The sequence below is a fragment of the Pseudoalteromonas sp. BDTF-M6 genome, assembly GCF_018334135.1.
GTDB lineage: Bacteria > Pseudomonadota > Gammaproteobacteria > Enterobacterales > Alteromonadaceae > Pseudoalteromonas.
In genome coordinates this window covers 121321-134810 of sequence record NZ_JAGXTQ010000003.1, presented here as the reverse complement: position 1 = coordinate 134810, position 13490 = coordinate 121321, and the positions used below count along the sequence as shown (strand labels likewise).

Sequence of the window (13490 nt, the reverse complement as noted above, 5' to 3'; positions counted from 1 at the left end):
GTCCTGCAACCAGGCTCAGGCGTTGGTTGCGGGGATTGGGTAAGTTCTACGGCCCTGCTTTCTCAGCAGGGTAACCAGATGGCGTCGCGCCCTGTAAGCTGGCGTCCAATTGTGCAAGGCCAGCCACTGTTTTTGCAGCGGATAGGCCTTGGGCTTATTTCGTCCCTTACTGGCTATATCGCTGTCAAAATAGTTGTCCTGGGCTATGGGGTAGGGATGCAGGGCACCCACATGGACCCCGGTTTCCCAGGTATGCTGAATGTCCGTATCCACTGGCCGATAAATCTTATTTGCATGGGCCAACATCTGCTTTGCGCCGAAGCGACTGATCACATAGGCACAGCAGCCGCTTAACGGCTTATCATGGATCACTAATTTGTGTGTGTTATCGAGCTCGGTGCTGAACTTGTTGGCACGCTCCCGCCCTTGATAATTACAGAGCTTCACTATGTCTACCGGTAACGGGTGATTTAACACCGCTGCCAGGCCGGACTTAAGATCCCCTACCAAGGAAAAGTCATCTTCAAGCACCAAGGCGTATTCACTTTGACTCTCTAACAAGGCCTGCCAACATTTTTTGTGGCTAAGATAACAGCCGATTTCGCCATCGCTTAAAGGGCGGTAGAACTTGTTACGATTCGCTTTGTCATCAATGAACGCACGTTTTTGCGTTGCAGATAGTTGCCGTCCGTTCACCGCATCAATGCGTTCAAAGCTCAATCCGTGAGCCGTTAGTTGTTGCGCTGCTCGTCGCAGTCTATTGTCGCTGCCTTCGAGGTTAATCACATAAATGGGGATCATGCTGCTCTCCACCGATTGTTGTGCCACCAGTATGGTAGAGGAATAAGTCATCGCTATGTATCGGTGATGACAGGAGCGTTACCAAATGGCTTCCCGGATGGGTGAACTAACGAGTTCGTTGAACGCTAGGAGATACCTCAAATGAGTAATAAAAAAATGTGATCTGGATAAAAAATAGCCACGTATTGACCCCTGTAGTGATTGTGAATCTCCCCTTTACCAGACATGTATAAGGACTCAGACCATGAATTCTCTAGCCCGCTCTTTACACACCACCCTTATTGCCGCAGCGCTCGGCGCCATCATGGCGTCGCCGGCTATGGCCGATACCCCCAAATGGGCCGATAAGTCGCCAGCCAGTATAGTTGAATTTGCCGTTGGCGCTTCTGGCAGCCCGTTTGACTTTGACGATAATGGCAGTGATTTCGATATCCTGGTTGCAGCGCTGATCGATACCAACACAATAGGAATTTTCGATGGCACCGACTTTACGGTGTTTGCGCCGAACGACCAAGCATTTTACAACCTCACCAATACGGACAATGACGAGGACGCTTACAACGCCGTGGTAAATTTGTTGGGTGTTGAAGGGGTGGCCGGGGTGCTTGCCTATCATGTGACCGATGGGGTGCGTAATTCTCGCTCAGTGGTGCGAGCGAAACAGTTAACCATGCTCGATGGCAACACCATTATGTTCGACAGTGGCCTGATCATTGCCAATGGTTCTGAAGCCGGACTAGTGAACATAGACAATCGCCTGGCGGATGGCATGGTGCACATCATTGACACCGTACTCATTCCTTAGTGGTGGTAATTACTGTCCTCAGTTAAAGCGCTCCTTTTCTTAGGAGCGCTTTTTTTTGTGCTGTTCATGACCCAGGTTTATCAATGCCATGGCGCTTCCCGATGACGGCAGTTAAATGGGTGTTGCGCTAGATTTTACCTCGCTTGCTTGGGGGCGATAATGGTGTAAATAGCAGCCGCAGACATAAACAACAATCGAGGTGGCTACCATTAATTCAAGTTGGGCCAAGGATATTACCCAGCCAATTTCTCTTGCTTGCCAGCCAGTGACTGTCATCCAATCCGCGACTTTAAACAGCGCCGTGGCACCTATCACCAGCGGAAAGGTAAAGGCGGCGTAACCTGGGCTAAAGGGCAGGCGAAGGAGCTTAAAAAATGCCAGATACACCACGGATGTCATCAGTACCGCCAGGGTGAGTAACACACCTATCACCAGCGGCGAAGGACTGTGAACCAAGGAAAGATAACCGGCCAGTGACAAACTCGCAGGCGCTGCCAGCACGGCCAGGGTGGGCTTGGCGGTATCGGCAACTTGTTCATTAAAGAGTAAGCGGTAGAGCATAAGCGGCAGCATCAGGGCATACATGGCCATACCAAAAATCAGTAAAGCTTCGGCTATAGGGCGCAGTGTGCCGCCGGGAAAGGTGACGTCAGCAACAATAATGCCGATAGGCGGGATAAACCAGCTTGGCACCATGTGCTCAAGATGAAAGTCGCTTAAACGGTGGTATACAAATAGCGCGAAAAACCCGCTGTGCAAGAGTATGGCCAGTAGCCATAGGCCTTTGGCGAGCAGTGGCGTTATGACACTCAAAGCGCTTGATACAACCATGGTGGCCATGGCAAAGGTGGGCACCACACTGCCCGTAATCGGATGGCGTAAATCCTCCACTAAGGTGCGCGGGTGAGTAATAAATTTGGCCAGTACTAACAGCAATAACGCAGTTGCTATTAAGGCCCCCGTTGCTTGCGCCACGCCGTTCATACCAGCGATGTTTTCCCAGCACCAGCCTAGTGAGGCAATCCCGAGGGCTAATCCTGCTAAGGGAGTCGGCACCTTGGTTAATCGTGATTCTTGTTTACTCATGGTCATGGCTACACCCTTGTGGTTTAGTTCGCGCCGATTCGCGGCTCGGTTTTCGGTGTAGTGTAGAGCCAAAAAAACGTTTAATATATTTTAAAATATTGATTGTATATTTAAGTAAAATTGAACGGAGGCGTAATGAATATTGCCTTGCGACAACTACGGGTATTTGTGGCCGTGGCTCAGGAGCTCAGCATCACAACCGCCGCCAATAAATTATGCTTATCTAAGCCGGCCATCAGCATGGCGTTGAGCGAGCTGGAAAAACAACTGGGGCAGCAGCTTTTTGATCGCCACAATAACAGGTTACTGATCAATGAGCAGGGGCGTCGCTTGTTACCGCTCGCCGATGAACTACTGGCAAGGACTCGGGACATTGAGCACTTGTTTAATCAGCAGGGCGCCATCACCGGCAAGTTAAATATTGGCGCCAGCGACACCCTAGGCAATCAGGTTGCGCCGTTTTTATTGCGAGATTTTCGTGCCACGTCGGGCCATCTTGAGCAGGCCTTGTACATCTCTAATACCGCAAAGATATGCCAGAAATTGTGTGAATTTGAGCTCGATATCGGCATGGTTGAGGGCAGGGTTCAACATGATGAGCTCCACAGCATTCCCTGGCTTGGAGATGAGATGGTGGTGGCCTGCCATCCGCAGCATCCGCTGGCGCAGTTGTCGGCGCCCACGCTAGCGGATCTGGAGCAGCAGCACTGGCTGTTACGCGAGCCGGGCTCAGGTACCCGGGAATACTTTCTAAATCACCTTGGCGCCCGGTTAAGCCAGTGGCAACTGGCCTTTGAGCTCAATAGTACCTCGGCCATTATTAACAGCACAGCCGCCGGGCTCGGCATTACTTGTTTGTCACGCCGCGCCTTGAGCCAGGCCGAACAATTAGAGCGGGTGAGCATATTGGACTTGCCAATCACATTTACACGGGATTATTGGCTGTTATACCATAAAGAAAAATATCAAAGCCCGTTGCTTAAGCAGTTTATAGGCTTTTGCGAGAATTGGTCCGGTCAGTAAAAAACGGTTAAGTCGATAGCGAGCAAATCTGAGGCAAGCAAGCGGGTGAAATTATAACAACAGGAAACACCATGGATTATTTGCAAATCAATAAGGCCACCTGGGATAAAAGAACTCAGGTGCATGTAGCGTCTGAATTTTACGGCGTTGAGGCTTTTAAAAATGGCCGCTGTTCCCTTAATCCCATTGAACGTGAACAGGTAGGCGATGTGACCGGTAAGTCCCTGCTTCACCTGCAATGTCACTTTGGTCAGGATACCTTGTCCTGGGCACGCCTGGGGGCAAAGGTGACCGGGGTCGATTTATCCTCGCAAGCCATTGCCCAGGCAAACGCCTTGAAACATGCCTTAGGGCTGGACGCTCAGTTTATCGAAGCGGATATCTATCGCTTTGGTCAGGAAAATACGCAGCAGTACGATCTGGTGTTTACCTCCTACGGCACTATCTGCTGGTTACCGGATTTAACTCGGTGGGCCCAGATCATAGCCGGTGCCTTGAAAGTAGGCGGGGAGTTTCACCTGATAGAGTTTCACCCCGTTAACGATGTGCTTAGCGGCTACGCCTATTTTCCCAGTGAGGAGCCCGATGTGGAGGAAGAAGGCACCTACACGGAAAATTGTGATGGCACTACCTCAACGACCGTATGCTGGTCGCATTCGCTCAGCGAGGTGCTGAGCGCATTAGTAGATGCGGGCCTATGCATCGAAGCCTTTAACGAATATCCCTACAGTCCCTACAATTGTTTTGAGGGGTTAGAGCCGGTGCCCGGTCTTGGTTATCAGAAATTACATAACGGCCAGCAAGTGCCTTTGGTGTATGGGGTCAAGGCTCGTAAAATCGCGGAATAAAACCTGGAGCACCTTAGTTGCTGGTGAACTTCAACAAAAAAGCCGAAGACTGACTTCGGCTTTTTATGCTTTGATTGTAATGGTTATTTCTTTACCTTGCCGATATCGTACGACGTCATCCAAGGGGTTTTGCGCGACAGCGATTTGCCGGTATGGATGGACACAGAGGGAGTCTCATCGTCCTTTACAAAGGTGGTGCGCAGCGAGTTTTCAGACTCTTTTTGTTGCTCATACCAGCCTTCGCCCAAGCATTGGCGGGTAAAATCCGATGCTTTTTGGTGGATTGTCAGGGCACCGTCTTTATCCGCATAGGTTTGCTGACAGCTATAGGCATAGGTGCGCTCGTGAAGGGCGCTGATCTGGCAGCTGTCGCCGACCAAGTGATAACGGGCCTGCCAGCTGTCGATAAATTTGGACTGGGTGCGTGCCATTTTCAAACCATCAAACTGATTGTCATAGGCCGACATCAAGGCTTGGATTTTGTCGCAGGATGAAAGGTTATCGACATAGGTTTGTTGCTGTTTTTGCGCTGGGCTGGCGCAGCCGGCGAGGAGAATAACGGCCGCTAATGCTGGGTAAATTGCTTTCATGGCAAACAGGTCCTTATTTGTAGTAGCCTAAGCATACAAAATCTCTGGGCGGTGTGGCAATGTAAAACCCCCAGAGAGTGAATAATTGCCCACCTAAACAGCCAGTTACTTACTAGTGCGGCCGACTAATGCCGAGACTGCAACCGTGCCACCACATCTCCTAAGGATAAGCCCTGGCGTTGCAGCAGCACAATCAAATGATACAGCAGATCGGCGGCCTCATCGGTCAGCTCGTTATTGTCGTTTTTCATCGCCGCCAATGCGACCTCAATACCTTCTTCGCCAACCTTCTGGCAACTACGGCTGAGCTCCTTGGCAAACAGTGATGCTGTGTAGCTGCTGTGTGGATCCGCATCCTTTCGGTCGATGATGATCTGCTCCAGCTCGGCTAAAAAGCCCAAACTTGGTTTGGCGTCACCAAAGCAACTTTGGGTGCCCAGGTGGCAGGTGGGGCCTTGTGGGTAGGCCATGATCAGAATCGAGTCCTGATCGCAGTCGGTGTAGACGGCTTCAACCTGTAAAAAGTGACCGGAGCTTTCGCCCTTGGTCCACAGGCGTTGTTTTGAACGGGAGTAAAAGGTGACTTTCTTTTGCTCCAGGGTGTGGGTGAGTGCCGCCTGATCCATAAATCCCTGCATGAGAATTTGCCCGGTAATAAAGTCCTGTACCAGGGCTGGGATCAACGGGCACTTGGCAAAATTCACATCGCTTACATTGCTAATATCTATTCGCATAATCGAGTCGCTATCTTGTTATCGGCTAGGTGTTGTTTTAATTCGTTAATATTTATCAGGTTCTTATGAAATACGCTGGCGGCGAGGGCGCCATCTACCTGGGCCTTTTTAAATACCTCACTGAAGTCGCTGATTTTTCCGGCGCCACCGGAGGCGATTAAGGGCACGTGGCAGATTTCCCGTACTTTAGCCAATTGTTCAATGTCATAGCCCTTGCGTACGCCGTCTTGGTTCATACAGTTTAGTACGATTTCACCGGCGCCGAGGGCCTGCACTTGCTCAACCCATTCCAGGGTATTGTAGCGGGTGCGCGACGAGCTGTTGGGATCGCCGGTAAGCTGATAGACCAGATACTCGTCTGTTTGGGCATCAAAAAAGCTGTCGATACCCACCACCACGCATTGTTTACCAAATTCGTCGTGTAACTCGCGAATAAGCTCGGGACGAGCAATGGCCGGACTGTTAATACTGATTTTATCGGCACCGCTTTCAAGCACCCGCGCCGCATCGGCGACGGACTTGATGCCACCGGCAACGCAAAACGGAATATCGATATGACGAGCTATGTGCTCGACCCAATTCACATCAAGCAGGCGTTTTTCCACGCTGGCGCTGATTTCATAAAACACCAGCTCATCGGCGCCCGCATCGCTGTAGGCCTTGGCCAACTCAAGAATATCGCCGACGATTTCATGGCCTTTAAACTGGACGCCTTTAACGACCTGGCCGTCTTTCACATCCAAACAGGGGATTATGCGCTTTGATAACATGCTAATGCCTCCTCAACCGTAAAGGCGCCATCAAGCAGGGATTTGCCGAGGATCACTCCTTGGGTGCCAATTTCTTTTAAGCGACGAATATCCGCTAATGAGCTGACGCCACCGGAGGCCTGAATGCGCAGACTGGGGTTATGCGCCTGCAGTTGCTCGTACAAAGCAAAGGAAGGGCCGCTCATGGTGCCGTCCTTGCTGATGTCGGTGCATAAAAAGTCTTGCACCCCAATTTCGGTGTAAAAGTCGATAAGCTCAAACAAGGAGACATCACCACTTTCCAACCAGCCATGGGTGGCGGGCATCCAGCCCTTTTCGGTGTTATTCACATCCAGGGCAATGACAAATTTCGGAGCACCGTATTGGTTTATCCAGCTAGCCACTTGCTCTTGGTTGTTGACCGCTTTTGAGCCAATCACCACCTGTGCGGCGCCGGCTGTGAGCCACTGCTCGACATCCTTGCTGGTACGAATACCGCCACCGACCTGATAGCCGACGTTGAGCGCCTTGGTGGCTGCCTGAATTTGTCGCCATTGCTTTTTGCTTGGATCTCGCGCCCCTTCTAAATCAACCAGGTGCAGCTTTTGTGCGCCTTGTTGCTGGTATTCCATGAGCCGTTCGGCCAAGTCAAAGGGATAGAACTGGGCGGTGTCGTATTTGCCCTGAAATAAACGCACGATTTGTTGTTGTAATACATCTAATGCTGGAATAATCATAATGCGTCCTCAAAGCCGCCAGTCGATAAAGTTTTGCAGTAAGCGCGCGCCTACTTTGGCGCTGCGTTCCGGGTGAAATTGCATGCCGGCGTAGTTGTCCTCGGCGACCATGGCCGAAAAAGTTTGGCCGTATTCGCTGGTGGCCAGGGTCGCCTGGTTGCAGCCATGGGCGAAGCTGTGTACAAAGTACACCTGATCGTCATCTTGAACACCCTGGGTCAGCGGGTGCGTTTTGGTGATCTTTAGGGTATTCCAGCCCATGTGCGGGGCGCTCAAATTCCCTACCTCAAGCTCGTCGACGGCGCCGGGAATGATGCCTAAACAGGGGGTGTCGCCCTCGGCCGTGTGCTCGCACTGCAACTGCATGCCCAAACAAATGCCCAGTAATGGCCTTTGGTATTCCTTAATGGCTTCTTGCCAGCCGCCGTCAATCAGGCGCGCCATGGCAACCTTGGCATGGCCCACTCCCGGTAATACGGCACGCTCATACTGACTGAGTTGCTCGGCGTCGGTGATCACATCAACCTGAGTATGTAAACGCTCAAAGGCAAAGCGCACCGAATTGATATTGGCGCAGCCGGTGTTGATTATGGCTATCATAAAACCCCCTTGGAGCTGGCCGTTTGTTGCGAGCTGTCTTTGCTGATGGCCATGCGCAGCGCCCTGGCGAAGGCCTTAAACAGGCCCTCAACCTGGTGGTGACAATTCCCAGGCGTGACACTTAAAATCAGCGACAGGGCGGCGTTATCGCTGAGGCTTTTGAAAAAGTGTTCGACCATTTGTACATCCATATCGCCGACTTTTTCACGGCTAAAATCGGCATTTAACACAAACGAAGCGCGACCTGATAAGTCGATTTGCGCTTCGGCCTTACATTCATCCATCGGTAGGGCAAAGCCATAGCGGGCAATTTGCGACTTGGTGCCAAGAGCCTGGCGTAGCGCCTGACCCAAGGCGATGCCCACATCTTCGACCAGGTGGTGCTCGTCTATGTGCAAATCGCCACTGGCCTTAATATCCAGGTATATATTGGCGTGGGTGCGGATCTGATCCAGCATATGGTCGAAAAAGCCCAGCCCAGTGCTGATTTCGCCACTTTTATTGGCATCCAGGTTCAGCGCCACGGCAATTTGCGTCTCCTTGGTGTCGCGGCTGATGGCGCCTTGGCGGTCGGCGGTGGTTAACTGGGTGACTATTTGCGCCCAGTTATCCTGATACAAGATCCCCTGCATACAGAGGTTTTCGGCCAGTTGAATATCGGTCTGACGGTCGCCAATGACATAGGAGTTGGCGATATCCACCTTGCCTGAGCGCATTAAGTCGACCAGTAAACCGGTTTTTGGCTTGCGGCATTGGCAGTTATCGCCGTCGAAGTGCGGGCAGATCAGCACGTCTTCAAAGTAAATGCCTTGGGAGGTAAAGAGTTCCATCATTTTGTTGTGCGGCGCATCGAAGTCCGCCTGCGGGAAACTGTCCGTGCCCAAACCATCTTGGTTAGACACCATCACCAGGCGATAGCCGGCCGCTTGCAGGGCGAGCATCGCTGGGATAACACCGGGTAACAAGGCTAATTTCTCTAGGCTGTCGACTTGCTTATCGCTGATAGGCTCTTCAATCAGGGTGCCGTCGCGGTCAATAAATAAATAGGGGTTGCTCATATTAGTTCCTAAAAATTGCCTTGTTATTGGTTAGACGCCATAGTGCCGGTTAATGAGTCCAGCCAGGCTTTAACTTCCTTGAGCTCCTGCTCATTGCCGATGGAGATACGCAGCCAATCGTCCTCGCCATAAAGGGTAAAGGGGCGCATGACCAGGCCCCGCTGATAGGCAATGGCAATGGCGTTTTTGTCTTTAAGTTGCAAGGTGACAAAGTTACCTTGCCCGGCGAGTACCCGAGAGACCGCATGGCTTTGTTCCAACCATTGTTGCAGGCGTGATTTAAGGGCATTTAAAGTATCCACCTGGCGGCGCATTGAGGCTATGTTTGCGGTGCTCAGCGCTTGTGCGGCGATATCGGCCACCACGGTGGATACCGGATAGGGCGCCAACACCTTGCGAAGCGGTGCTAAGATGCTTTCGTTTGCCAGGGTAAAACCGGTGCGCAAACCCGCCAGAGCAAAGGCTTTGGACAGGGTGCGAAGCACCACTATATTGGCGTAGTCAGCCAGTAACGACACCGCGCTTTGCTCAGGGCAAAACTCGATATAGGCTTCATCAACCACCACTAGAGCGCTGTTTGTTAGACGCGCGGCAATGGCGGCGATTTTATCTTGGCCTACCAGGGCGCCGGTGGGGTTATTGGGGTTGCAGATAAACACCAGCTTGGCATCGCCAACCTGGGTGCAAATCTCATCCACCTCGCCTTGGAGCAATAATTCCTGGCTCAGGGTATTGAGCGCGACATTATGGGTGTCGGCGGTGACCTTATACATGCCATAGGTGGGTGCAAAAATGGCGATGCTGTCCTTTGCGCTCTGGCAGAAGGTGCGTACCAGCAGCTCTATGCCTTCATCGGCACCTCGGGTCATCACCACCTGCTCTGGCGCTAAGTCCACATAGTCAGCGTAGGCCTGGATCACTTGCTGCGGCTGCGGATCCGGGTAGCGGTTGAGAGCCTGACCACTGAGTTGATATTCGCGGTTATAAGGGCTTTCGTTGGCATTGAGCCAGGTTGAGCCGCTGAGCTTTTCACTCTTTGCCGAACTGTAGGCACTGAGGTCGGCAATATTTTTCGGTAACAGGTTTTCCGGTAACCCGCCTTGTGGCAACGTCAGGGTATCGCTTTGTTTTACTTCGGTGCTCACTGTTTTTCTCCTAAACGGATGCGAACGGCATTGGCGTGAGCATCGAGCCCTTCTGCTGCAGCCATGGGAATAATTGCTTTGGCTAAATCGGCTAAGCCACTTTTGGTAACGGTTTGCACCGTATAGGTGCGATAAAAATCGAGCAGGCTCAGGCTTGAATACACCTTTGAATAGCCGTATGTGGGTAACACGTGATTGGTGCCCGAGGCATAATCACCGGCTGACTCCGGGGTGTAATCGCCGACAAAAATAGAGCCTACATTCTTTATCTTAGGCAAGTATTCGGCACTTTCACCAAGTTGCAGAATCAAGTGCTCTGGTCCGTACAGATTCGAGACCTCAACGGCCTGGGTGATGCTTTGCACCTTGATCAGCGCCGAGTTTTCAAGGGCTGCCTTGGCAATCTCGGCGCGTGGCAGGGTTTTTAATTGCTCTATGAGTGCCTTTTGCGTTGCCGCTATCACCTCATCGCTGTCGCTTAGCAAAATAACCTGAGAGTCCGGGCCGTGCTCTGCTTGAGAAAGCAGATCTGAAGCAATAAACGCGCCATTGGCGCGAGCATCGGCGATGACTAGCACTTCCGAAGGGCCGGCCGGCATGTCTATGGCTAAACCGGGTACCTGCTGGGCGCATAATTGCTTGGCCATGGTCACATAGGCATTGCCCGGGCCGAAAATTTTATTGACCTTGGGCACGGTATCCGTGCCATAGGCCATGGCGGCAATGGCCGGTGCGCCACCGATTTGCAGCACCTGTTTAATACCACACAGGCGTGCAGCGTATAGGATAGCAGGAGCAATAGGGGCATTACCTTTGACCGGTGTGGCCAGCACAACGGTCTGAGCACCGCTAATTTGCGCCAGCACACCCTGCATCAATACCGATGAAGGGAGCGGGGCGCTGCCACCGGGTACGTAAATGCCTATGGCGTCGATGGCCTGGTAGCGCAGCTCGCAGGCAACCCCGGGTTGAGTGCTTAGGCTGATATTCTTCGGCACCTGGGCCAAGTGAAAGCGGCGAATATTATTGTACGCCTGTTTTATCGCGTCCTTGAGCTCGGTATCGAGCTGCTCTTCGGCGTCGGCAAAATCATCATCACTGCAAAGCAGCTGAGCATCCATTGCGCGGCCGTCAAAACGGTTGGCGTAGTCGCGAAGTGCCTCATCGCCTTCGCTTTGCACACGCTTGAGTATGTCCTCACACACCGGGCGAACATTGTCGGCGGCGCTCACCGCCGGGCGCTGTAGCAGCACTTGTTGCTCTGTGGGGCTAAGGGTATTCCAATCAATCACGGGCCGTTACTCCATCATTTTCTCTATGGGCATAACCAGGATGGAATTGGCACCAAGCGCCTTTAGCGACTCCATGGTTTCCCAAAACAGGGTTTCACTGCTGACCATGTGCAGGGCGACATACTCTTCGCTGCCAGCCAGGGCCAGTAGCGTAGGTTGACCTGTGCCGGGTAACAGGGCGCAGACCTCATCAAGCTTGGCTTTGGGGGCGTGCATCATGATGTATTTGCTTTCTTTTGCTTGTTTTACACCGCGAAGGCGCGGCATCAGCTTATCGATGAGCGCCAGTTTGTCGGCATCCTGGAGCGTTTCATTTTGAATTAAACAGGCGTTGGACTCTAAAATGGTGTCGCCCTGCATCAGGCCGTTGGCCTCCAAGGTGGCGCCGGTCGAGACCAGGTCGCAAATGGCATCTGCAAGACCCGCCCGTGGGGCGACTTCAACCGAGCCGGTTAACATCACCACGCTGGCGTCGATGTTTTCGCGCTCCAGGTATTTGCTTAGGATTTCGGGGTAGGTGGTGGCGATGCGTTTGCCGGTAAACCAGGATTTATCCTGTTGACCTAGTTCTTGGGGCCAGGCCAAGGCCAGACGGCAATAGCCAAAATCGAGCTTAGCCAGTTTTTTAACCGAACCCTCGTTGCCACTGCGGGCGCGCTCGGCTTGGACTTCTTCAAGGACGTTTTCACCGACTATGCCTAGGTCACAGACGCCATCCATAACCAGGCCTGGGATATCGTCGTCGCGCACGCGCAGTACATCAATGGGCATGTTGGTGGCGTGGGCGATAAGACGCTGCTCGCGCAGGTTTAATTTAACGCCCAGTTGCTTAAGCAGGTTCTGGCAGTCTTTGGACAAGCGCCCTGACTTTTGGATTGCGATACGTAAACGGTTGGTGTTGCTCATAATTCATTTCCTAAGTTAAAAAACTAAAAACCCCGAGGGATCCTCGGGGCGAAAATGAATCTGGTTTTTTAGTCGCGCCGGAGGTTCCTTTTAGGAATAACCCCCCAGCGAACTACCTGACAGGCTATTCGATGATGTGGTGATGATGATGAATAGTTGTCAGTGTATAAGTCATGTTTGCGCTCGTGTTGTTGCTAAACTGAAATAAGTGATTAAGTTCGTTTATAGATAAACACAGATTTTGCATTCATTGCAACCATTTTTTTTATTGCGTTAAAGTCTAACTTAGAGCCGCCGATAATATAGCCAAGATTAACCGTGCAACAGCGGACAAAAAGGAGTGTGAATGTGGATATTATGATCCCCTTCATGGGGCGCATTACCCGCCTTGAGGTACAGCATAAGGGCGCCTTTCACGTCGCTGGGGTTAAAGACGACAAGATTGCCAAGGTGCGCAATGAACGCAAACGACTCGGTGCTCAAAGGGGGCAGGAAACCTTTGTAGATGACGGGGTTACGGGAGCGGAGCAAGGCAAGGACAGTCCTCCTCGCCTTGATGTGTGGGCGTAACTAGTGCCTAGAAGTACAGGTGCTCTTTGATTTCACCGGCTACTTTGATCTCACATTTGTCGCCAGATTTTTGCTGAGAGGCCTGGATCATTCCGGCTATCATACCGAACTTGCCGCCACGCTCTTGTAATACCGAGCCGAAGTAACAGTAGCTGCTGATGTCTTCACCTTGATACTCTGTACTTAGATTAAGCGTTGGAGTATAGGGAGCGAAGCGACCTTTCATTACCGGCTCGCCATTAATGCTCAATTCCAAGTTATTTTTATCGACATTGTAGATGCCGCCAAAGGTCATCTCGGTGCCATTGATGGTCACCACTTTTTCTTGCGCCACACGCGGAGGAGTGCTGCCACAACCGGCTAAAGTGATCACGGCTGCAAGGGCGCAGGTTAGGCTAACTTTGTTCATAGATAAATCCTTTTAGTTCATACTTTTAGTTCATAGAGTGAACGGGCGTTAGACTACCTAAAAATAGGTACAATGCCAAGCCTTGAAGTGTAAGTTGGAGTCCCTTTGGTTTTCGGCTATGATCGGCGCCTATTTAA

Annotated in this window: 16 protein-coding genes; 4 read left to right on the top strand and 12 right to left on the bottom strand. The window is 51.8% G+C overall.

Translation table 11 applies throughout. The features are described from left to right. Positions 1-15 precede the first annotated feature (15 nt). Positions 16-852, bottom strand: coding sequence for a glycosyltransferase family 25 protein (locus KD147_RS07790; protein ID WP_212547439.1), 837 nt, complete (start codon positions 850-852; stop codon positions 16-18). Positions 853-1045: 193 nt separating this feature from the next. Here KD147_RS07790 and KD147_RS07785 point away from each other — a divergent pair, with 193 nt between their 5' ends. Further along, on the top strand, positions 1046-1606 hold the full coding sequence (locus tag KD147_RS07785) for a fasciclin domain-containing protein (protein ID WP_212547438.1): 561 nt from the start codon (positions 1046-1048) through the stop codon (positions 1604-1606). A gap of 111 nt (positions 1607-1717) precedes the next feature. Here the strand turns inward: KD147_RS07785 and KD147_RS07780 are convergent, their stop codons facing one another. Beyond that, positions 1718-2698, bottom strand: coding sequence for a TDT family transporter (locus KD147_RS07780; protein WP_212547437.1), 981 nt, complete (start codon positions 2696-2698; stop codon positions 1718-1720). 129 nt (positions 2699-2827) lie between these two features. Here KD147_RS07780 and KD147_RS07775 point away from each other — a divergent pair, with 129 nt between their 5' ends. After that, complete coding sequence (locus tag KD147_RS07775; protein ID WP_212547436.1) at positions 2828-3715, top strand: LysR substrate-binding domain-containing protein; 888 nt, start codon at positions 2828-2830, stop codon at positions 3713-3715. Between the two features lie 71 nt (positions 3716-3786). After that, entirely contained in the window at positions 3787-4563 is a 777-nt protein-coding gene (locus KD147_RS07770) for a class I SAM-dependent methyltransferase (RefSeq protein ID WP_212547435.1), read from the top strand. Positions 4564-4646: 83 nt separating this feature from the next. Here the strand turns inward: KD147_RS07770 and KD147_RS07765 are convergent, their stop codons facing one another. The 9 genes from KD147_RS07765 to hisG form a co-directional block, all read right to left on the bottom strand. After that, positions 4647-5153: a hypothetical protein gene (locus tag KD147_RS07765; RefSeq protein ID WP_212547434.1), complete on the bottom strand. Its 507-nt coding sequence runs from the start codon at positions 5151-5153 to the stop codon at positions 4647-4649. Positions 5154-5278: 125 nt separating this feature from the next. Next, on the bottom strand, positions 5279-5887 hold the full coding sequence (gene hisIE, locus KD147_RS07760; RefSeq protein WP_212547433.1) for a bifunctional phosphoribosyl-AMP cyclohydrolase/phosphoribosyl-ATP diphosphatase HisIE: 609 nt from the start codon (positions 5885-5887) through the stop codon (positions 5279-5281). Further along, positions 5878-6657, bottom strand: coding sequence for an imidazole glycerol phosphate synthase subunit HisF (hisF, locus tag KD147_RS07755; RefSeq protein ID WP_212547432.1), 780 nt, complete (start codon positions 6655-6657; stop codon positions 5878-5880). The genes hisIE and hisF overlap by 10 nt, the downstream gene beginning before the upstream one ends. Then, a complete protein-coding gene (locus KD147_RS07750) occupies positions 6639-7373 on the bottom strand; it encodes a 1-(5-phosphoribosyl)-5-[(5-phosphoribosylamino)methylideneamino] imidazole-4-carboxamide isomerase (RefSeq protein ID WP_105188958.1) in 735 nt (244 codons plus the stop codon). Before KD147_RS07750 ends, hisF begins: the two co-directional genes overlap by 19 nt. Before the next feature lie 9 nt (positions 7374-7382). Beyond that, positions 7383-7973 carry an imidazole glycerol phosphate synthase subunit HisH gene (hisH, locus tag KD147_RS07745; protein WP_212547431.1) on the bottom strand — a complete coding sequence of 197 codons (591 nt, stop codon included), beginning with the start codon at positions 7971-7973 and terminating at the stop codon, positions 7383-7385. Further along, positions 7970-9031 carry a bifunctional histidinol-phosphatase/imidazoleglycerol-phosphate dehydratase HisB gene (gene hisB, locus KD147_RS07740; protein WP_212547430.1) on the bottom strand — a complete coding sequence of 354 codons (1062 nt, stop codon included), beginning with the start codon at positions 9029-9031 and terminating at the stop codon, positions 7970-7972. Before hisB ends, hisH begins: the two co-directional genes overlap by 4 nt. Positions 9032-9054: 23 nt before the next feature. Then, positions 9055-10140, bottom strand: coding sequence for a histidinol-phosphate transaminase (gene hisC / locus KD147_RS07735; protein WP_212547715.1), 1086 nt, complete (start codon positions 10138-10140; stop codon positions 9055-9057). Between the two features lie 32 nt (positions 10141-10172). Continuing rightward, positions 10173-11468 carry a histidinol dehydrogenase gene (gene hisD / locus KD147_RS07730; RefSeq protein WP_212547429.1) on the bottom strand — a complete coding sequence of 432 codons (1296 nt, stop codon included), beginning with the start codon at positions 11466-11468 and terminating at the stop codon, positions 10173-10175. A 6-nt stretch (positions 11469-11474) separates the two neighbouring features. Continuing rightward, positions 11475-12374 (bottom strand): ATP phosphoribosyltransferase, encoded by a 900-nt coding sequence (gene hisG, locus KD147_RS07725; protein WP_212547428.1) that lies wholly within the window; start codon positions 12372-12374, stop codon positions 11475-11477. Between the two features lie 357 nt (positions 12375-12731). Between hisG and KD147_RS07720 the strand changes: the two genes are divergently transcribed. Further along, positions 12732-12944, top strand: a complete 213-nt coding sequence (locus KD147_RS07720; protein ID WP_249319125.1) for a hypothetical protein — start codon at positions 12732-12734, stop codon at positions 12942-12944. Between the two features lie 7 nt (positions 12945-12951). On the opposite strand, the gene KD147_RS07715 is transcribed toward KD147_RS07720, so the two are convergent. Then, positions 12952-13353, bottom strand: coding sequence for a hypothetical protein (locus KD147_RS07715; protein ID WP_212547427.1), 402 nt, complete (start codon positions 13351-13353; stop codon positions 12952-12954). Between the last annotated feature and the right edge of the window lie 137 nt (positions 13354-13490).